The sequence below is a fragment of the Cohnella lubricantis genome (assembly GCF_014212015.1).
GTDB lineage: Bacteria > Bacillota > Bacilli > Paenibacillales > Paenibacillaceae > Cohnella > Cohnella lubricantis.
The window spans coordinates 28,797-49,767 of record NZ_JACJVN010000009.1 but is presented as its reverse complement, the minus strand read 5'-3'; the positions used below and the strand labels follow the sequence as shown (position 1 = coordinate 49,767).

General features: G+C 58.8%; 17 protein-coding genes. 11 read left to right on the top strand and 6 right to left on the bottom strand.

All coding sequences use genetic code 11. The features are described 5' to 3' along the window. Positions 1 to 10 precede the first annotated feature (10 nt). Positions 11 to 2,419 (bottom strand): glycoside hydrolase family 3 C-terminal domain-containing protein, encoded by a 2,409-nt coding sequence (locus H4Q31_RS01910; RefSeq protein ID WP_209703555.1) that lies wholly within the window; start codon positions 2,417 to 2,419, stop codon positions 11 to 13. A gap of 229 nt (positions 2,420 to 2,648) precedes the next feature. On the opposite strand from H4Q31_RS01910, the gene H4Q31_RS01905 reads away from it, so the two are divergent. Then, entirely contained in the window at positions 2,649 to 2,957 is a 309-nt protein-coding gene (locus tag H4Q31_RS01905) for a cyclic-phosphate processing receiver domain-containing protein (protein WP_185177382.1), read from the top strand. A 54-nt stretch (positions 2,958 to 3,011) separates the two neighbouring features. On the opposite strand, the gene H4Q31_RS01900 is transcribed toward H4Q31_RS01905, so the two are convergent. After that, complete coding sequence (locus tag H4Q31_RS01900) at positions 3,012 to 3,542, bottom strand: CcdC protein domain-containing protein (protein ID WP_185177381.1); 531 nt, start codon at positions 3,540 to 3,542, stop codon at positions 3,012 to 3,014. 202 nt (positions 3,543 to 3,744) lie between these two features. Here H4Q31_RS01900 and H4Q31_RS21740 point away from each other — a divergent pair, with 202 nt between their 5' ends. Then, positions 3,745 to 4,923, top strand: coding sequence for a sensor histidine kinase (locus tag H4Q31_RS21740; RefSeq protein ID WP_185177380.1), 1,179 nt, complete (start codon positions 3,745 to 3,747; stop codon positions 4,921 to 4,923). A gap of 50 nt (positions 4,924 to 4,973) precedes the next feature. Next, entirely contained in the window at positions 4,974 to 5,636 is a 663-nt protein-coding gene (locus tag H4Q31_RS01890) for a response regulator (protein ID WP_245347282.1), read from the top strand. Between the two features lie 83 nt (positions 5,637 to 5,719). Here H4Q31_RS01890 and H4Q31_RS01885 read toward each other — a convergent pair whose 3' ends face one another. Continuing rightward, on the bottom strand, positions 5,720 to 6,526 hold the full coding sequence (locus H4Q31_RS01885; RefSeq protein WP_185177378.1) for a (2Fe-2S)-binding protein: 807 nt from the start codon (positions 6,524 to 6,526) through the stop codon (positions 5,720 to 5,722). Between the two features lie 302 nt (positions 6,527 to 6,828). Between H4Q31_RS01885 and H4Q31_RS01880 the strand changes: the two genes are divergently transcribed. Then, positions 6,829 to 7,809: a glycoside hydrolase family 43 protein gene (locus H4Q31_RS01880; RefSeq protein WP_185177377.1), complete on the top strand. Its 981-nt coding sequence runs from the start codon at positions 6,829 to 6,831 to the stop codon at positions 7,807 to 7,809. Between the two features lie 53 nt (positions 7,810 to 7,862). Here H4Q31_RS01880 and H4Q31_RS01875 read toward each other — a convergent pair whose 3' ends face one another. Both H4Q31_RS01875 and H4Q31_RS01870 read right to left on the bottom strand, forming a co-directional pair. Beyond that, positions 7,863 to 8,780 (bottom strand): hypothetical protein, encoded by a 918-nt coding sequence (locus H4Q31_RS01875; RefSeq protein ID WP_185177376.1) that lies wholly within the window; start codon positions 8,778 to 8,780, stop codon positions 7,863 to 7,865. A gap of 191 nt (positions 8,781 to 8,971) precedes the next feature. After that, positions 8,972 to 12,664, bottom strand: a complete 3,693-nt coding sequence (locus H4Q31_RS01870; protein ID WP_185177375.1) for a glycosyl hydrolase family 18 protein — start codon at positions 12,662 to 12,664, stop codon at positions 8,972 to 8,974. Between the two features lie 234 nt (positions 12,665 to 12,898). Between H4Q31_RS01870 and H4Q31_RS01865 the strand changes: the two genes are divergently transcribed. The 7 genes from H4Q31_RS01865 to H4Q31_RS01835 all read left to right on the top strand — a co-directional run bounded on the left by H4Q31_RS01865 (position 12,899) and on the right by H4Q31_RS01835 (position 19,344). Beyond that, the gene (locus H4Q31_RS01865) at positions 12,899 to 13,510 is read left to right on the top strand and encodes a DUF1796 family putative cysteine peptidase (RefSeq protein WP_185177374.1); all 612 of its coding nucleotides are present in this window, start codon (positions 12,899 to 12,901) and stop codon (positions 13,508 to 13,510) included. A gap of 84 nt (positions 13,511 to 13,594) precedes the next feature. Continuing rightward, positions 13,595 to 14,824, top strand: coding sequence for an aminopeptidase (locus H4Q31_RS01860; RefSeq protein WP_185177373.1), 1,230 nt, complete (start codon positions 13,595 to 13,597; stop codon positions 14,822 to 14,824). 165 nt (positions 14,825 to 14,989) lie between these two features. Further along, positions 14,990 to 15,367 carry a GntR family transcriptional regulator gene (locus H4Q31_RS01855; protein ID WP_185177372.1) on the top strand — a complete coding sequence of 126 codons (378 nt, stop codon included), beginning with the start codon at positions 14,990 to 14,992 and terminating at the stop codon, positions 15,365 to 15,367. A gap of 2 nt (positions 15,368 to 15,369) precedes the next feature. After that, a complete protein-coding gene (locus H4Q31_RS01850) occupies positions 15,370 to 16,152 on the top strand; it encodes an ABC transporter permease (RefSeq protein ID WP_185177371.1) in 783 nt (260 codons plus the stop codon). Further along, positions 16,149 to 17,435 (top strand): hypothetical protein, encoded by a 1,287-nt coding sequence (locus H4Q31_RS01845; protein WP_185177370.1) that lies wholly within the window; start codon positions 16,149 to 16,151, stop codon positions 17,433 to 17,435. Before H4Q31_RS01850 ends, H4Q31_RS01845 begins: the two co-directional genes overlap by 4 nt. Before the next feature lie 25 nt (positions 17,436 to 17,460). Beyond that, positions 17,461 to 18,180 (top strand): ATP-binding cassette domain-containing protein, encoded by a 720-nt coding sequence (locus H4Q31_RS01840; protein WP_185177369.1) that lies wholly within the window; start codon positions 17,461 to 17,463, stop codon positions 18,178 to 18,180. Between the two features lie 87 nt (positions 18,181 to 18,267). Continuing rightward, entirely contained in the window at positions 18,268 to 19,344 is a 1,077-nt protein-coding gene (locus H4Q31_RS01835) for a lactonase family protein (protein WP_311771661.1), read from the top strand. 72 nt (positions 19,345 to 19,416) lie between these two features. Here the strand turns inward: H4Q31_RS01835 and H4Q31_RS01830 are convergent, their stop codons facing one another. Further along, positions 19,417 to 20,907, bottom strand: coding sequence for an S-layer homology domain-containing protein (locus H4Q31_RS01830; protein ID WP_245347269.1), 1,491 nt, complete (start codon positions 20,905 to 20,907; stop codon positions 19,417 to 19,419). Positions 20,908 to 20,971 lie beyond the last annotated feature (64 nt).

Sequence of the window (20,971 nt, the reverse complement as noted above, 5' to 3'; positions counted from 1 at the left end):
CTCTCCCCTTCTATGTTCTCTTGATGAATTGCCCGATGCTTCGCACGATGCGGCCGTTCAGCAGATCGATCAACCCACTCACCAGCCGCGGCGTGAACATCCCGTTCGAGATCATCGGCAGGTTGCGCAGCGGAAGCTCCCGGATGAACGCCTTCGTCATCGCGACCGTCTTCTCTTCCTGGCCCGCCATGCCCTTCTCCACTTCCTTCATCATCCGGTTCATCAGGATGCGTCCGATCCAATGTCTGCGGATGTCAATCATCGTGGAATTGCGGTGATAGCGCCGCTTGCTTGGCGGGAAGTCCGCTTCGATCGGCCGGCCGCAGAGCGCCGCGAACGTCTTCGTGTCAACGCTAGGCAGTCGGGACAGATCGTAATAGGCGGCAAGTTCGTCCCTGCGATCGTTGCGGCGCTCGTCGTAAGTTTGGGCCGCCTCGACGTGAACCCGCTCTGACAGCCGGATATCCCGGGAGGAGGCGCCAAGCTGAATCTCGAACTCGCCGCTCTCGACCTGCCAATCTCTTAACTCGACATTGTAATAGGCGAACGCTCTTCGGTCCAGCATTAAGGTGACGGACTTCTCCTCGCCAGGCGCCAGCTCCAATTGCTCGAACCCCTTCAACTCCCGCTCCGGGCGGAAAATCGTCGATTGAACATCCTTCACGTAGAGCTGAACGGTCTCCCTTCCCGCTCTTGAGCCGGCGTTCTTCACCTTGCAAGACACGGTCAGCTCCTCCGTGTCTGTCATCCTCCTTCGGCTGAGCCGAAGCTCGGCATATTCGAACTTCGTATAAGACAGCCCGTGGCCGAACGGGTAAAGCACATCGCGCCGCGCCTTATCGTAGTAGCGATAGCCGACATAGATGCTCTCCCGGTATTCCACTAGGTCCGGTCCCATCGGGAAGAACGGCGTAGCCGCGCAGTCTTCCAGCGTCAGCGGGAACGTCTCCGCCAGTTTCCCGCTCGGATTCTCTTCGCCGAGCAAGACATCCCACAAGGCGCTGCCGGCAGCTTGGCCCCCGAGATATGTCTCCAAGATCGCCGGGACAGCGTCCGCCCAAGGCATCGTGACGGGGGCGCCATTGCTAAGCGCCACCACGACGCGCGGATTCGCCTTCGCCACTTGGCGGATCAGCTCGTTGTGCGCGGCCGGCAGCTCCAGATGCGTGCGGTCAGCGCCTTCCATCTCGTCCGTCTCGAGCAGCCCGGCCAGAATGACGACAGCGTCCGCCCCGCGGGCCAGCTCGCAAGCTTCTGCGATGAGCTTCGGATCGGGCTCGGCGGAGCGCGAGTCGTAACCCTTGGCGTAACGGACGGTCAGACCGGATACCGCATCGGACGCCGAGGCTGCCCGCGCCGTATCGAGCCGCGTCGGGTTGACAAGCGAGCTGCCCGCGCCTTGGCAGCGCGGCTTCTCGGCGAACTCGCCGATGAGCGCGACCGTGCCGGTCTTGCGCAGCGGCAGCAGATCGCCTTCGTTCTTCAGCAGCACCATGCTGCGGGCTGCCGCCTTGCGCGCGAGCCGGTGGTGAGCGTCCTTATCGAAGACGGCAGAGGCGGCCCCCATCTGCAGCAGCCGGACGATCCGCGCCGCCGATTCGTCCAATACGGATTCCGCCAATCGGCCCTCCTTCACGGCATCGACGATCTCCCGGTCAGTATAACCGTAGCCGGTCGGCATCTGCAGATCCAATCCTGCTCTCAGTCCTGCCACTCGGTCATTCGTCCCTCCCCAGTCCGACATGACCGCGCCTTCGAATCCCCATTCGCCGCGCAGAATATCGCGCAGCAAATAGTCGTTCTCGCAAGCATAGCTGCCGTTCACGCGGTTGTAGGCGCCCATCACCGTCCAAGGCCGGCCGTGCTTAACCGCGAGCTCGAAGCCGGTCAAATACAGCTCGCGCAGCGCCCGCTCATCCACCTCCGCGTCGATCGTCATGCGCAGATGCTCCTGATTGTTGACGGCGAAGTGCTTCAGCGACGTGCCGACGCCTTGGGACTGCACGCCTTCGATGAATGCGGCCGCCAGCATGCCGGACAGATAAGGGTCCTCGGCGTAATACTCAAAGTTCCGGCCGCACAGCGGGGAACGCTTCAGATTGATGCCTGGGCCCAGCAGCACGGCGACGCCCTGCGCTCGGCTCTCGACGCCGAGTGCAGCGCCGACCTCCCGTGCCAGCTGGCGGCTCCAGGAAGCGGCGAGCCCTGCCGCGGTCGGGAAGCAGGTCGCCGGCTCGCTGCCCGCCATCGCCGCCCCCGGCTTCTGCTTCCGCAAGCCGTGCGGACCGTCCGCCACACGGATCGGCGCCAGTCCTAGGCGCTCGATCCCCTTCGTCGTCCACCAATCGGCTCCGGAACAGAGACCGGCCTTCTCCTCCAACGTCATCTGCGCAACCAGCGATTCTGCGGAACGATCCACTGCGGCTCCCCCTTTATCTCGCTTTCTTCCATTACCAGAAATTTTCGACGATAACACCGGCAATTCCTTGTTCGCAAGCTTATGCCGTCTCCGGCATCGACATTTGGCTCTATCGCACGTCACCGATTTGCCGCCGGAGAATAGACTGCATCGTGGCGCAATCCTTGGCGTGCGTACCGCATGCCTTCGATCCATCGGCGCCCGACTTCGACGCGGGAGGCAGCAAGCCATGCTCAACGTGTTCCTTGACGATCGAAGGCCGAATCCGCCCGGCTACAAGCTGGCTCGCACGGCGGAGGAGGCAATCCGCTATTTGCGCGCCAGGCAAGTGAACACGCTCTCCCTCGACTATGATCTAAGCACGCACCCGGTAACCGGATTAGACGTCGTGCGCTTCATGGTCGATAGAAGCATCTATCCGAAGCGCATCATCATCCATTCCGCCAACCCGTTCGGAAGGCGCAGAATGCTGCGCATGCTGCTCCCAAGCAAGCCCGAGTCCGTTGCGGTGACCGTACAGCCTCTGCCTTGGATTTGATAAGAGGAAGCAATTAAGCGCGGGGGACGAGTCCCTCGCGCTGGTTATGTCTGCTTAGGCTTCTACGGATCTCCGCTTGCGCATGAGCAGGATATTATATGTGACATAATAAGCGAACATGATCAGGATGAGGCCCGACGTCCAAGAGCTTCCTGCGCCGTTCATCCTCTCAGCCCAGGTCATCGCGGACGGATCGCCGGCGGGGTGCAGCATGCCGTAAATGCGATAGAGAAGCCTTCCTAGGAACAGAACGGTCACGAATCCGCCAATCCAGGCGTTTGGCCGATAGAACCAACAAGCGCCGCGCTGCTCGAAGGCAGTCTTGGCCCTGCTGTAATAAGCCAGAATAGCGCCGAACGCGATACCGACGATATCCGAGATAAGGCTAACTGCATGCAAGCCGCCCTCGGCCGGGAATACGCCCTCAGCGAAGAAGAGCAATCCGATGACGCTTAGAAGTATCGTTTTCAACCGTAGCCTGCCTAATCTCAATTGCTGCCAGACGAACGTCCGGCGTACGCGCAGGTATATTCGGTAACCGATAATAGCGATGAGAAGCACCATCGCAAGATATTGCATGTTCATGATGATTCCCCCTAAGTTGAGTATCTATCGACGCTTCTAATCGTACCCGACAGACCGTGCGGGCACGACCAACCGTAGATACAATTGAACCCGCGGGTTCTATATCTGCAGATAGAAATTGCTGCGAGATCAGCGATATCCGTTGCCGGATGCCGCTTGTCGTGTCTACAATGGGATGATTCGACCAATAGGGGGGATGGCCGTGAACTTTCGCTTCTATGGCAAGCCTCTCGCCAGTGCGGCTGCTATCTTCCTACTGATGTATATAAACCGGCTGTTCCATGCTTCGCTGCCGCAAACCGTGCTGCATCTTGCGATCTGGGCGACGCTCTCGGGCATCCTGTTCATCACGGACAAGCGGTGGACTCCCGCGAGAAGAGCTGCGTCTGCCAGCATCCTTAGCATCGAATGTGCGATCGGCATAGCTTGGTTCCACGAAGTGGAACTGCTCTATTTCATCGCCATTTATGCGTTTGCTGTCATACTTCGCCGCAGCGTCCGCCGCACGCTCGCGCCTCTCATCGCGGGCATGGTTCTGACGGCATTCCTCTATTCGAGGTTCGGGAGCTCCGATCTGTTCGATCTCCTCTCTTATGCTCTGCTGGCGGCGGTCCTATACTTCTTCATCCGCAGCCGCATGCAGCGCAATGCGATGTACGAAGTGAACCAGAAGCAGCTCGCGGAGCTTCAGGACGCTTACGTGCAGCTTCAAGAAGCCTCCGCCACCGCGATGCAGAACGCAGTGCTCCAAGAGCGGACGCGGATCGCGCGAGAGATGCACGACTCGGTCGGGCACAGCCTGACGTCGATGATCGTGCAGCTTCAGGCGATGCGGTATATGCTGCGGGAGAACCCTGAACGGGCCGCGCATTCGCTTGAAGAGCTGTTGTCCGTCGCGCGGCAGGGATTAACCGATATTCGAACGTCCATTCATGCGTTAGCCGACGACCAGTCGATGCCCGGCGTCTCCACCTTGGAGTCGCTGCTGGCCAGAACGGAAGCATCCTCCTCTATTCGATGTCGGCTGAAGAACGATCTGAACGGAACGGCGCTTAGCGCCGAGACGGTTCAGACGCTGTTCCGCGTGCTGCAGGAAGCGCTGACGAACGTCATTCGCCACTCCCGCGCCACGATCGTAGACGTCGAGCTTCGTGCGGAGAACGGCAATGTCGAGATGCGCATCCGCGACAATGGCGAACTTGGGCTTGATCGCGGCATCCCCGAAGGCTTCGGCTTGCGTTCGATGCGTGCGCGGCTAGAGGAGATGGGCGGCAGCCTCATCTATCGGGCGGTTGAGCCGAGCGGCTTCGAGATCGTTGCCGTCGTTCCGAACGAGGAAGTTCGACTATCGGCGGGATCGCCGCTGGCGAAGGAGGAATGAGGGTGGCTTCACTGGATAGCATTCGGGTTCTGCTCGCCGACGATCAAGCGATGATTCGCCAAGGGATCGGATACATCATCGAACTGCAGTCCGATATGACGGTCGTCGGCGAGGCGGCCGACGGGCGAGAAGCGGCGGAGTTGGCCGAGAGGCTTCGTCCGGACGTCATCTTGATGGACGTTCGAATGCCCGGCATGACAGGTATCGAAGCGACCCGTGAGATTGTGCAGCGGCAGCTGGACACGAAGATTGTCATTCTGACGACGTTCGACGATCAGGAGTATATCTATCAAGGCATCCGCGCTGGAGCTGTTGGTTATCTGCTCAAGGACGCGGAAGCGGAGGAACTGCTTAACGGCGTCCGCTCTGCCTTCCAAGGCGAAGCCGTGTACAAGTCGAAGCTGGCGTCTGGCGCTCTCCAGCGGATGGCGGCGCCAGAAGGTGAAGTCAGCTTCGGGAAGGCTCCGGAGACGTCCAGCGGCAACAGCGCAGAGACGATCGTACAGATCCCCATGTCGGAGCCGCTTACGGACAGGGAACGCGAGATTCTGCAGGAGATGGCTTACGGGCTGCGCAACGACGAGATCGGCCGCAAGCTGTTCATTGCCGAAGGGACGGTCAAGTCGCATGTGCACCGCATCTTGCAGAAGCTCGGCTGCGAGGATCGGACGCAGGCGGTGGTCGCCGCTCTTCGCAGCGGTATGGTGAAGTGAGCGTATGCAAAAAAAGGTTTTCCTGCGGGCGCGGCCCCATGGGAAAACCTTTTTTTTAACGCCGGTTAACGCTTCTCTTCCCGTTACTTCGCGTTTGCTTCCGCCAGCAGACGCTCCTTCATCTCCTCGCGCTCTTGGTCCGTACGGCGCGGGCAGATGTAGCACTTCTCGCCGCCTTCGCGACGGTCGTACAGGCAGCAGGCCGATCGCATGACCCACTTCTCTCCAGGCTCATAGAAGTTCTCGACGTAGCGCACCTTGCACTTGAACGGACTCCGCTTCTGATGGAACGCCTCCGGCGAGATCGATTCGGTCAGGAGCTGAAGATGATGCTCGAACCGTTCGTTCGTCTCGGCCGATGCCTTCGATTGCTGGACGAAATCCTGCATCATCGCGGCCAAGCCGCCGAATTGCGGCCAGATCATCTCCGGCTTCATCCCCGCCGTCTGGGCGACCGCTTCGACCGCAGGCGTCACGACATCGCGGGCGTAAGCTTCCCAATCCTCGCGCACCGCGGCGTCGCCATTCTCCGAAGGGATCTCCCGGGTCGCGACCTCGTTGATTCGGAACCCGAGATGAGGATGGCCGTGCGACTCCTCGTAATCCACTTGGAATGTCAGCCGCTCCAAGGACAGATCGAGAATTACGTTATACTGCGCCAAGAACTGGAGCTTGACGAGGCAGAGATGACATAAGCTCGTGCCGAAGAAGGAGGCAGGCAGCGTCATGTCGAACGCCTGCACCATCTCTCCCATGGATTGGATCATATCCTTAAGGCGGCTGCCGCCAAGCAATTCGGCTGCCGGCATCTCGGCAATCAGGTGATCGACGCCCTCGGGAGAAATGTGAAAGTAGTATTTCGCTAAGGAAAAATCGTACGGACTTGTCATCTCATCGCCCCATAATTGATAATGATTCTTATTCCCATCATTCTAGCACACCGTCGCGGAGGGCTCAACGGATAACTTATTTGCTAATGGCCGCTTGAAGGCAGTTTCGAGGATCTGCGCCCTGAGCCGGGACATATACCGCGAGAAAGGATTGCCGTGAACGGAATCGGGAAACCTTCTTAGAAGCATCCATTCCCTTCGATTCTAAATAATTTAGTATTATTTCGAATGGTTAGGGGGGTCAAAATCAGCCAAGCATTTGGTATGATAAGTGTGTGTGACGCCTAAAGGAGGATACGAGATTGGCAGAGACGAAGCGCAATGAACCGATTGTAACGCATATTTATACGGCGGACCCTTCCGCTCACGTTTTCGAAGGCAAGCTGTACATTTACCCTTCCCATGACCTCGATCACGAGATGGTCTCCAACGACAACGGCGACCAATACGACATGGAAGATTATCACGTAATCTCGATGGAAGGCGAAGGCGCTCCCGCCGTCGATCATGGGGAAGCGCTTCACTTGCGCGATGTTCCATGGGCTTCGAAGCAGATGTGGGCACCGGACGCCGCTTACAAGAACGGCATTTACTATCTGTTCTTCCCGGCGCGGGACAAGGACGGCATCTTCCGAATCGGCGTCGCGACCAGCGAATCGCCTGCGGGCCCGTTCAAGCCGGAGCCGAATTACATCCCGGGCAGCTTCAGCATTGACCCTGCGGTTCTCGTCGATGATGATGAGAAGGCTTACATCTACTTCGGCGGACTGTGGGGCGGCCAGCTCGAGAAGTGGCAGACCGGCACGTTTAACCCGGACGGAGCGGAGCCGCCGGCATCCGAGCCTGCGTATGGCCCGAGAGTAGCCGAGCTTAGCGATGACATGCTGACGTTCAAGGAAGCGCCGCAGGAGATCTCCATCGTCGATGAGAACGGCCACCCGATTCTGGCCGGCGACGAGGACAGAAGGTACTTCGAAGGGCCATGGATGCACAAGTACAACGGCCGGTACTACCTCTCCTACTCGACAGGCTCGACCCATAAGATCGTGTACGCCGTTGGCGACAACCCGAAGGGGCCGTTCGTCTTCAAGGGAACGATCCTGACGCCGGTTATCGGCTGGACGACGCACCACTCCATCGTGCAGTTCCAGGACAAATGGTACCTGTTCTACCATGACAGCTCCCTCTCCGGCGGAGCGGACAACAAGCGGAGCGTGAAGTTCACGGAGCTGAAGTACAACCCGGACGGCACGATCCGGACGATCGATCCGTACAACAATTAACGACAAATGCATAAACCGAAAGCGGCCAAGGGTACCCTTGAGCCGCTTCTTTGTTAAGTATGCGAATCAGTCTCTTCTCTTCCGTCAAGAAGACGGGCAAATTCCTTCAAGTTGTTCTGCAAGAGTTGCGAATCTCCCCAACCCGCATTCTGAAGTTTGGCCTCTAACTCTCGCAGGAAATCATCCAGGCCGGAGGTGTCGACGCCTTCGAACCGATTGTGGGCGATCGTATCGTTTAAGTATGCGTTCGCTTGACGGACATTCTTCAAATAGTCCTCCGTCCACTTCGGATTCTGAGCGGCCCGATTCGCGAAATCGATTAAGATGCTCCCATAATCGTCTCCTTCGCCGTTCGAGCCCGAGCGAACTGCTTCTGCCAATCGTTCGTATGTATCCGGCTCAACTGTCTTCATTAGATCGTCGATCGCGACATAGTCATCCGGCGCGCCCAGCGGCTTCTGCGGAATGGCCGTATAGGTCATTCGCCCGGTTGAGGGATCCATCGTTCCTGTGCTCGCGTATGCGGCAATCTGGTTCATCGCGGCGAGGAAATCGCGCGCATCCTCCCGGGACAAGTAGTTGTCCGCGATATATTGCGCCTCAGTCAGCCCCAGCTCCAGCAATGCCTTCCTCGTCCCTTCGTCCGCTGCGTCGCTCCCGTCCGGCACGAAATGACGGTCGATGATAGCATCGACCGCTTCCCGCACTTCGGCCGATTGCCCGCCCAGCACGCGATCCAGCGTTCCGTTCAGATCAGCGGAGAAGAAGCGCTTGGCCGGTTGCTGATGAACGACGCCTTCGGGAAGCTCTCTTCCCGCCCCTTCCGCCAAACGCCGGCTTGCCTCGCTAATCTCTACGCTGTCCCTGCGCAGGAATTCGGAAGCAACGCCAGACTCTACACGGAGCTGTGCGGGAGCTTGCTTCGCGGCATTGATATTGAGATGCCAAGCCGCATGGTTGTCGATCCTCATCGTAACCCCTCTTGTTATCCATAGTTTATATTCTGTTCCATATTTACCTTTATCGGAAGATCGCCCTCATTCTTTTACCCCTTGTTATCCATATTATGGGAGAAGGACCTCCGAATTGATCGGAAGTCCTTCTCTATATAGGCCAGCTAGCTGCCGGCAGCCGTTCGCCTCGCTTATCCGGTCTGCGCGGCCTACTCCGCCCAGCCCAGATCGCGCAGCATCCGCATCACGACGACGGCGGCCTGCGCTCTCGTCAAGCTGGCCCTTGGCGCAAGCTCAGCCTGGCTGACTCCGAGCAGAAGATTCTGCTCTACCAGATAAGCCAACGCGGACTGCGCATAAGACGCAATCTCGCCGTGATCCCCGAACTTCTCCAAGAGCGAGATGTCGCCCGTCACGTTCTCAACACCGGCAACTCGCAGCGCGTTCGCCAGAATAACGGCCATCTGTTCGCGCGTGATACGGCCGGCCGGATCGAAGAGCGAATCCGTCTTGCCCTCCACAATACCCAGCTTCTTCGCGAGCTCGATGTCGCTCGCGTAAGCGGAGCTCAGATCGACGTCAGAGAACGAGCCTGCCGCCGCCGGATCCGGGATCAGCCCCAGCGCCCGAACGATCATCGAGACGAACGCCGCTCGGGTGACGGGAATGTTCGGGCCGAACGTATCCGCGCTCTCGCCGGAGACGATCAGCTTCGCTGCCGCAGCCATCGCATCCCGCTTCGCCCATTCCGCCGTAACATCGCCGAATGCAGCGGAAGTCTCGACGACGGCATAGATCCAATCTCCGCGATCCCGCAATATCGCCGCAGCCTTCCCATTCTCCGTCTCTCCGATCAAAGTAGGCACGGAGCGGAACTCGCCAAGCTTCGGCACGTAGACGACGCCGGTTGCTTGATCCGCGTTCAACCCGTCTGCTGTCATAATACGGCTCGGCCCCTCGCCCGCGAAGCTCGCGATCGCGGCGTACTCACCGTCGGCATTCAGCTGCGCGACGCCGTATTGAATTGGATTCGCCTTCAGCGTCAGCCCTTGCGCCTCTAGCTTCTGCTTCATAGCGTTCAGCTCCTCTCCGCTCGGTGCAGAGACCGTGATTCGAATTCCCGCAGCCGAAGGAAGCGATTGAACGGGAATGCGGAATTCCGTCCCGCCAGCGATGACGGACAAGGCTGCATTCTCGCCCTTAGCTGCGAGGGTTGCCATGACCTCTGGCGGCACGATCACGTCCGAAGCGCTGGTCGCGGCGTCGATGACAATCTGGAACTGCGCAAGCTCGGAGCCCGCGATCGCTTGAAGAGCGGAATCCTTGTTCACCGTGTATACGGTCCTGTCTCCATCCTTGGCAGCCGTCGTCTCCAGCTGCCCAGCGGCCGGCTGCGGCGCTGTACCTGCAGGCGGTGTACTCGTGGACGGCGCGCGGGAAGTTGTCACGCTCATCTCCTCGCTGAACGGCGATACCGCTTCAATGGTCGTCTCCGTTCTCCGCACCGCTAGAACCTTGATCCGATAAGCGGTATTCGCCGTGAGCGCGTCCAGCGCCCACTTCGTCTCGTTCGTCTGTCCGGCCAGCACGCCGTTCACGAACACCTCATAGCCGGTCGCGTCCGCGACCGCATCCCATGCCAACGCGATCGACTTCGCGCTCTTGCCCGTCGCTCTCAGCTGCGCCGGCGCGGCAAGCCCCGGCTCGCCTGCCTCTCCATACCTTGGCAGGTCGCGCGCAAGCTCGGTCGACAGCGTCCGGCTGCGGTCGCCGCTAATCTCCCAGCTCATGACGCCGGCCAGATTCAGCGACTTCACGAAGGAAGCGATATACATCATAGACGCCTTGTCGTTATACGTCATGAACACCTGCTTCTCCGGATTGTACAGATAGGCGGCCTTGGAGGCTTCGTTCCAATAACGGACATAGCCGTCTTGATCCGCGTAATTGTTCTCCAGATCCGCGAAGTCGAAGCTGCCGTTCTCCCAAGTGCCGAATGGCGTCGCACTCGTGCAGACCTGATACTGCCCTTCGCCGTCCGGCGGGCAGCTGATCCAGCCTTTGCCGTAGAACGGGATGCCGACGACCAGCTTGGCGGCGGGAACTCCGCCGTTCAAATGGCCAAGGACGCCGCCCTGAACATTGTTCCGCTCCGCCAATTCAGTAGGATCATTCTCATCGTAATAGAGCGGTGAGTTGTGCGCAGCGCGCGTCTCCCAACTGCCGTGATAGTCGTAAGTCATTATGTTGATGAAGTCCAGCGCGTTAACCGATTCGGCCAAATTCGCATTAACGACGAAGTTGTCCCCCTGCCCGGAGGCAATCGTCTGCAGATAGTACTTGCCGTCTTCCGCCCCTGCGGCATCCAGCGCCTCGCGAACTGTCTGCGTCAGCAGCGTGAAGTTCACCGGATCGCTTGGTCTGCGCGAGTTGTCATCCTCCCCGCCTTCGACCGGATACTCCCAATCAATGTCCAGTCCGTCCAGCTGATAAGCGCGAAGGAACTCGACAACCGAATTCGCGAACGCGCGGCGGGTCTCTTCGGTCGCCGCCATATCCGAGAAGAAGTTCGACCAGGACCAGCCGCCGACGGACACCATCAGCTTCAGCTTCGGGTTCGTCCGCTTCAGCTCATTCAGCGCCGCGAAGTTCGCCAGATCCGCGGCCGGGTCGCCGACGACCATCTCGCCGTCGTACACATAGTCCTTCTGCAGCGGAACGTCGTCATTCTGGCAAGCCGCCGCCGCGGAGCTCATCCCTCGCCAGCACAGATCCGAGAACGCATAGTTGATATGGGTGATCTGATTCGCAGCGATATCTTCCGGCTGGAAGTCGCGCGCGTAGATCGACCATGACGTGTAGTACGTAATGATATTGTAGTTATGGCCTGGCACCGCCTCCGTCTCGGCGCTTGGCTCCGAGGTCCAGAGGCCGTTGCGGGCGGCCACTTGGAACTTGTAAGTCTGGCCTTCCCGCAAACCGGATGCCAGATAACGATTAGCTTCGCTGGTGCCGACAAGAGCGCCGTCCCGGTAAATATCATAGCTTGTCGCCCCAGGCACAGCCGCCCATCCGAGCGAGACGGACGTCCGGTTCGCCGACACGACCTGAAGGTCCTTCGGCGTGTCCAATTCGCCCCATGTTAAGGTGACAGCGTTGCTGTTCTTCGAGACAGCTAACGGCTCGCCTTCGGCGCTTCTCTGCGCGCCAAGCTCGAACTTGTAGACGGCTCCCGCTACGCTGCCGTCCTCCGGCAGTTGGTACGTGACCGTATCCAGCGAGCCGTCCCACACGCCTTGCGCCCAGCCCCCGTTCACGTAGAGATCATAGCCCGTCGCGCCGGGACTGGTCTTCCACTTCAGCGTCACGCTGGAATCCGTTAACGAGTCGACTCGCAGGTTCAGCGGCGGCGTTAACGGAGGTTCAGGATAACCGCCCGGGTCGGGCAGCGTCGTGAACTCGATCACATTGCTCTTGTACTCGAGCGAGGGCCTGTCTGTGAACCAAGTAATATAAATACGATAAGTCGTCTCCGGCTTCAGGCTGCCAAGCGTATGAGTGGTCAGGTTGCCCCATGTCAGCCAAGCGTTGGTGTCCGCGTTCCAGACATCGATCTCGTTGGCGTCATCGGGCAGATAATCCCATTCGTACGTAACCGTGTTGTGCGTAATCTTCTCGTTGCCTTCCTCATCCAGCGCAATCCGCAAATTCGTTGGGCCCGTGTGCGCAGCATCATCCTCTGTCGCATAGGTCGCGTCTACGACCGATGAGCTCTCGGGAGGCGCAGGCTCAGGCGCATCCGATTCGGCATAGGTGCGAGCAGTATTCACGAACGAACCGAATGCGAGACTGAGGCATAGCAGCAAGGCGAGCGGCAGAAACCTTTTCGGACGAACAACCAACGCTCTCATCTCCTCTTCTGGCAATCTAACTTAATCATTAGAGGAAACCGCGCACGGGGAAAAGGTGGACATTTCCATAGTGCAGGGGCAATATTGGATGATTTCGAGCGATCCTGCGGCAAGCCGACACGATTCCCGAATATATGAGCGTTTGACCGTATCGCGCCAACTCGCGCCTCGATATACTGTTAGAACGTTCCGCTGTTAGCGGGGGTTACGCGAGGAGTGATCGGGATGAGATGGCATGACTGCGCCGACGCCTATCGAGCGTTCATCAGCCTCGGCTCGACCTGCCAGACGGCTTATCAGCTAAGGAGACTCGGCCTGCGCGCGTTCGCGGGGCCGCTCGACTGGTTCATGTCACGCGAAGCGGTCAGCGTGGCCCGGTTGATTCGCAGCCGCTTCCACGGCTTCATGGATCCGCATCGGCTGGAGCTGATCGGCGTCGACCCGCCTCATCACATCGTCCGCGACACCGGGTATAACATCGATTCCTATCATGACTTTCCGATGCATGATCATGTGATGAACGCCTACCCCGCCTTCAAGCAGAGAATTTATCGCCGCATCTGCGCCATGCAGGCAGCCGCCGCAGCCGGCCCCGTCTGTTACGTTCGGATCGAAGCATCGAGAAGCGAAGCCGTGCAGCTGCATTCGGCCTTGCGCGCGGCGCAGCCCGGCGCCTTCCGTCTATTGGTCGTGAACTTCATGGACGATTACCAAGTTCGTCACGAGGATTGGGGACTCACGAACATCGCCTCTGTATCGATACCGCGAGGCCCGGATTGGCGGGGCTCCGACTCGGCGTGGGATCAGATCATGCGCGGATTCCGGGTGACGGGGTGACCCGGGATTGAGATGGAAATTCGGGATCAATAAGCGTATGGTAGTAGTATAAAAAAAGCAGTATGTATTTAAGGAGGAACACCTTTGCCAAATGTAAGAGACCTGGAGAAATACGCCGAGCTCGCCGTGAAGACGGCGGTTCACATTCAGCCCGGCCAATCGCTGTGGATCAACGCCCCGATTCATTCGCCCGAACTGGTGCGCCTGATCGTCAAGCAGGCCTACGAGGCCGGAGCGAAGGACGTACATATTGAATGGCAGGACGAGATCTGCACGCTGCTCAAATACCGGCACGCGCCGGAAGAGGCGTTCGAGGAATATCCGATGTGGAGAGCGAAGGCCGTAACGGAGTTCTCGGAGAAGGGCGGCGCCTTCCTCTTCATCGAGTCGGGCGATCCCGAGCTGCTCAAGGGCGTCGATCCGAAGCGGATTCAAGCCAATTCCAAAGCGGCGGGAGCCGCGCTGGCGAAGTGGCGGGAATACATGTCCGCGAAGAAGATGACGTGGTCCATCATCGCGGCGCCGTCGGTGAACTGGGCGAAGCTGGTATTCCCCAAGCTCGACGCCGATGCTGCGGTCGAAGCGCTCTGGGACGCGATCTTCAAGGCGGTGCGCGTCGATCGCGAAGATCCGGTGAAGGCGTGGGAAGAGCATAACAACAGCCTGCTCGCCAAACGGGCTTATCTGAAGGACAAGCAATACAAGAAGCTGCACTACCGGGGGCCGGGCACGGATCTGACGATCGAACTGCCGGAGCGCCACCTCTGGAACGGGGGCATCTCCTACAACGAGCACGACAACTGCTTCAACCCGAACATTCCTACCGAAGAGGTGTTCACCTCGCCGCTGAAGACAGGCACGAGCGGCGTTGTGCGCAGCACGAAGCCGCTCAGCTACCGCGGCAATATCATCGAGAACTTCAGCCTCACGTTCAAGAACGGCAAGGTTGTCGACTTCACGGCAGAGCGAGGGTACGAATCCTTGCAAGCAATGCTGGATATGGACGAAGCGGCACGCTATCTAGGCGAAGCCGCGCTTGTGCCGCACCGGTCGCCGATCTCGAATTCGAAGCTGATCTTCTTCAACACCCTGTTCGACGAGAACGCCTCTTGCCACCTCGCCTTGGGCAACGCTTACCCGACCTGCGTCGAAGGCGGCGCCAAGATGTCCCGCGAGGAGATCGACCAAGCCGGGCTTAACCGCAGCATGATCCATGTCGACTTCATGATCGGATCGGCGGAGCTGGACATCGACGGCATCACGGCGTCTGGCGAAGCCGAACCGATCTTCCGCAAGGGGAACTGGGTGTTCTGAGCTGCATTGCCGAAGAGCAAATTGAATCATCAACAGACAGGCAATCCGTCTATTCAGGCGGATTGTTCTTGTGTTCATGCAGATGAGGCAAGACGGATGCCCATTGACAATCCCGCTGTACTATACCCATAATACAATCAAGCGAGAAGGCGGGTGACGAGGCGTGTGCTGAACTTCTACGATCTGAGGTTGAACAACCGGGATCCGGTCTATATACAAGCTGCAATGTATGTGAAAAGGCAAATCTGGCTCCGACGCGCCTTGTCCGGAGACAAACTGCCTTCCAGGCGGGAAGTCGCCGCGCAGCTCAGCATTAACCCGAATACAGTCCAGAAGGCGTTCAAGCTGATGGAGGACGAAGGCTATGTACGCACCAGCAGCACCCTGGGCAGCATTATCTATGTCGATAGCGAGATCATAGCCCGGATCGAGAATGAGCTGACCCGCGAACTCGTGAAGCCGTTCGTCGATTCGGCCCAAGAGCTTCAGCTGTCGTTCGACTCCGTTGTGGAGCTCATCCGCGAATACTGGGAGGTGGAGTAGAGATGATTCGTTTGAACGGCTTGTATCGTCTTCTGAACCATGAATTCAGCCGCTGGCTGCGGTTCATCGCGCTGTTGTGCGCTGCCGCGATTATCGTGCCTTTATTGCTGCTGCATTCGGCGTCAAGCGATTCCGGCGAACTGACGGCTCACCCCCGGTATGAAGATCTATACGCCGCGTCGGGCTGCCCGATTCTGTTCCTGCTCTTGCTCACGCTCTTATGCGCCTACTTCCTGATCACGATATATAGAGGCTATTGGAGCGGCAAAAGCATCTATACGTACTTGACGCTGCCCGTTCGGCGCGAGTCGCTCTACTTCAGCAAGCTGTTCGTCTTCATCGCTTGCCTCCTGCTGCTGCTCGCCGCGCAGCTGATCAGCATTCATCTAGGATATGCGATCTTCGAGCACCAAGCCCGCTCCGTCTATGAAGGCAAGCTCGTCATGCACAACGGCCTGTTCCTCGCGTTCGTGCGATCCGACTTCTTCCGCCTGCTGCTGCCGTTCAGCTTCAGCCGAGCCCTCTCCTCCTTCAGCATACTGGCCGTCATCGCTGCCGGATTCTACTACGGCGCTCTATGCGAACGATGCCGGAGGTACGAAGGCTTCGCCGCCATCGCCGCTGCCGGCTATCTCCTGTACCGGGCGGTCGCTTATCGGCTGAATGAGGTTAACCATTACACCTCTCCCACTGGCTTGTACGCCAGCAGTCTCTTAATGCTCGCGCTTAGCGGCCTCTTCGTATGGCACAGTCTATGGCTGATTCGAAGGGGTGCTGTCGCATGAACAAGACGGCATGGGCAAGGATGCGCAAGCATGCCGCCATTCCCGCATTGGGCTTGGGCGCAGCTCTCCTTCTTGCCATCGGCGCAAGCACATACGCGATGAAGGACGAAGCCGCCTTCGAGCTGAACGATCTCTCCGGCAGCCGTGAAGCTATCGCCGATGCCGTGATAAGCGGCGAGTTGCGGGACGGCTATCACTCGGTCCATTTTCACATAGAGAATGGGAAGCTGAGGACAGAGACGGAAGTTTTCCGGCAGCCGGAGTTCACCTATCCCTATCATTACGTGCCGGGCGCCGACAAACGAATAGACGACACGATGTTCAGCGTAGAAGGGTTGGGGACCTTCGAGATTCTATCCCTTAAGCCGAAGCTTTATAATATCTACTATGTTCCGGATGGCAAAGCGATCGTAACGCCAACGATCCATTACGGCAAAGACGAGAACGGGAACATCGATTTGGCCAATCCGCTGGAATATGGGATTGCCAAGAACGGGGACCGGGTTTTTTTCACAGTGCCGGTATCCTCTCGGTCGACGGGCAGCAGCGGGATCTACGAGCTCAACTTCTTCCATTGGGCGGATGAATTATTCGTGAATGCCCAGAAGCAATATCCGCCGCGCCTGATCGCGGAACTCGACCTGAGGGCGAACGAATCCGCTGAACAGCCCAATATAGAGGTGCTCGGTCTAGAGGCCGTCGGCGACAAGCTCGTACTGATCTCGGCAGCGAACGGCGAGCTCGTTATCCGAAGCTTCGACAGCGGCAGCGGCGCTCTTCTTGGAGAGGCTGCCTTGCCGAACTTCCAATTGCAGCGTCCGGCCGCCGAAGCCGAACGATCAGACGGCGCGATCGCCTATTCCTCCAGCTATGAAGCGTTCAGCGATTCGAAGCTGGGCATTCTGAATCTGAGCTTTAGAGGAAGCCGCTCCAGACAACTGATGCTGAGTGCGGATCTGGCGGACGGCGTGCGGATCGTGAATCAAGTCGAAGCCGATCGGTCGGAAGAGGAGAGCCAGCATCTCATCGATGAACGGTCGGCTATCCGCTACCTCAACGGCAAACTGTACGTGATCCGAGCGTATAAGGAAGCCCGTAGCTCCGACCCGAATGACGTGAATGAGATCGCTCGTCCGCATCGCTTCTACCTCTATGTCTACGATCAATCGAAGCTGGCATACAAAGGAGAACTCGTAACCGATCAGAACGATGATTACGAAGACGGGACGATCGCTGACGGCGACATGAGATCCCGCTCTTACACCAATCTAGCGATTGATTAATCGATTGCGAGTGGAGGCAGCATCCATGATCGAACTGCAATTCGTGAATGCGCGCTATTATGTCAGCAACTCTATCCAATACGTGAAGAGCCTGACGATCAACAGCGGCGAGTTCGTCGGCATTCTGGGGGAGAACGGCAGCGGGAAGACGAGCCTGCTCAAAGCGATTATGGGCATCGGAGAGACGCACGATTATGAGGTTCGAATCGAAGGCCGGACGGTTAAGGAGCTCTACGACCGCATCGCGTTCGTCACGGAGGAGGGCACCTTCCTCCCTGATCTGACGCCCGGCGATTACGGCGAATTCCTGGCGGAATTCTTCCCGCGGTTCGACCGCGCCTATTACGATCAGTTGGTCAACGCCTACGAGCTGCCGGAGAAGCGGAAGATCCGGACGTTCTCCAAAGGCCAGAAGCTCTCGCTCGAGATCTGCGCCGGGCTCGCCAAGCGGGCCGACTATCTGCTGATGGACGAACCCTTCGTCGGGAAGGACATCTTCTCGCGGCGCGATTCCGTTAACCAGATCGTCTCCGGGCTGTCCGGCCGCGAGACGGTGCTGCTGACGACTCATTTGATCGACGAGATCGAGAACGTGGTCGACCGGGCGATCATTCTGCACAGAGGTCTCATTCGCGCGGACTTCTACATCGACGACATGCGGGAGCGCGGCCTGACCATAGCGGATGTGATGCAGCTGGTGCGCGATTCGAACACGCCCGAGCCGTTCCGTTGGCCTATTGGCTGAATTAATGAGAGGCTAAATATGCGTTTTGGCCCGTTTAGTGCTACAATTCAACTTTAGAGCGATATGTTATTGGGAGGTGCTTATGTCGTGACGACGAGACAAATATTCGCATTTATCGGTTCTTATGCGGAGGCGGACGGTCCGGGCTTATACGCCTGCGCGTATGATGAACAGACAGGCAGCCTGAAGCTGCTGGATCAGGCGAGCGGCCTGCTGAATCCGACGTTCCTCGTCCCGAACGAGGACAACAACATGCTGTATACGATCATGGAGCATAAAGATGCCGATGGTCGGAAAAGCGGCGCGGCCGCCGCGTTCCGCTTCGATCCGGCCGAAGGGAAGCTGCAGCGGATCAACGATGAGCTGACGACGCCGGCGACGACTTGCCACATTACGCTGGACCGCACGCATCGGTTAGCGGTTACTTCGAGCTATCACGGCGGCCTGTTGGGCGTCTCGCCTATACTGGAGGACGGGCGCATAGGCCCGTCGGCCGAGGTTCACAAGCATGAGGGGTCGAGCGTTCATCCGGCTCAGACGCAAGCGCGCGTCCACTCGGTCATCGTCGACCCGAACAACAAATATGCGGTCGTCTCCGATCTCGGGATGGACAAGTTGATCGTGTACAAGCTGGATGCGCCGAACCATCGCCTCGTTCCCCACGGCGAGACGAGCATCGCGCCGGGATCGGGCCCGCGCCACTTCGTGTTCCATCCGGAGCTGCCTTACGCCTATGGCATTAACGAGCTGAGCAGCACGATTACCGTCTATTCGTACGATGCGGCAGCCGGCAAGCTCGCCGTCGTCCAGACGATCTCCACGCTGCCGGAGAACTACGATGGAGACAACGCGACGGCGGACATTCACCTGTCGCCGGACGGCAAGTTCGTGTACGGCTCCAACCGCGGACACGACAGCGTTGCGGTGTACCGCGTCGATTCGGGGAGCGGCAGGCTGTCGGCGATCGAATACGCGCCGACGCTCGGCGGCCACCCGCGCAACTTCGGCGTGTCGCCGGACGGACGGTTCGTGCTCGTCGCCAATCGGGACGGGAACAACGTCGTCACGTTCAGCCGAGATGCTGAGACCGGCAAGCTGACGCCGACCGGCAGCGAGCTGAAGGTGTCCAAGCCGGTGTGCATCCGCTTCGCCGCCTTCGCCTAATCAGGAATAGTTGTATATCAAGAATGGCAGCGCAGTGAAAAAAATCACTGCGCTGCCATTGCATTTCAAGGCTCAACCATCGATCAACTCCAACGCTTGCAGCGTGCGAACGAATACGATGGCCGCTTGCGCGCGAGTCGTCACACCCTTCGGGTCAAACGTATCCGCGCTTGAACCGGTCATGATGCCAAGCTCGATCATGAGCTGGATGTCTGCCAGATGGTCCAAGCTGACGGCTGCGATATCCTTGTATGCGTCCAATGATACCGAAGCAGGGGCTGTCTGCGGCTGCACCGATCGAACGGCGGCTGCCAGCATACTCGCCATCTCCTCGCGCGTCAGCGGCTGATCGGATGCAGCCCCGTTGCCGATTAGCACCTCAACCCCGATCGCCCGCTTCAGCATCGCAGCGAATTCCGCCCCGGTGACCGGCTGGCTCGGCGCGAACCGGCCGCCGCCTACACCCGCGACGAGCCCCTTCGATGCGGCTAAGTCGATAGCCGAGTATGCCCAATGCGAGCTAGGCACATCGGAGAAGCTCACGGCGTTATCCGCCGCGACATAGACGCTGTTCGTGTTCGAGTTGATGAGCGCGTGCCAGAAGCCGTCGATCTGTATGGCGCGCGCAGGCACGAAGTCGAACCGCTGATTCGCTTCATCGTAACGGAATACGCCCCAGCGTTCCGGCATAGCGGTCAAGTCGCTAGGCAGCGGAATAAGCCTTATGACCGGTTCCTTGAACGTATCGACATGGCCGATCACTTGTCCGGTCTCGATCCGGACGATCTCGATGCCGAAGTCAACGGCCGGGCCAATCGGTTGAGCATTCGGCAATCCTTCCGTCAATGCCGATTGGATGGAGGGATAGCTTGATTTATCCGTCAAGGTGATTCGGAATCGGATGTCCTCCATGCTTAAGCTCTGAGCCTTCAGCAGCTCCGATAAACCGGGGATCAGCGATGGCAATCGAGCCGGCAATCGATAGCTGCCGTAAGGGGCTCTGATCTCCATGAAGAAGTCCGCATTGCGTTCAGCGTAGCTCTGCAAGATGTCAGCCGGTATGCTGACGTAGGCAACGCCTTGAGCGGGCTTCACTTCCATCGTGATCGACGGCTTCTCGGGGTCGATCGAGTCCGGGTATACGAGAATGCCGCCCATGTTGATGAACGAATCATCGATCGAAGGCGGAACGGCAAACGGCTTAACGCTGTTGGACGCCATCGAAGCTGCCCCGGTCCCGGCAGCGTTCACGGCAGCGACCGTGAACGTGTAATCGGTGCCGTTCGTGAGGCCGTTCACCGTGATCGGACTGGCCGTTCCTGTCGCGGCGGCACCTCCGGGACTCGCCGTTACGATGTAGCCTGTAATGGCGCTGCCGCCGTCGCTGGCCGGGGGCGAGAAGCTTACCGTTGCTTGGCCATCGCCTGCCGCCGCCGTCACGCCCATCGGCGAACCGGGAACAGCGGCTGAAGCAGCGGTTACCGTATCGGGCGTCAAGATTATCGTTAGAGCCAGCGCCATTAAGACCATCGCATACTTCCTCATCTTCCACATCTCCCTCATCGTACCCCTCCCGTACTCTACGAATCTCATAAGTTAATTATAGTAAACAACGCCTTGAACAATC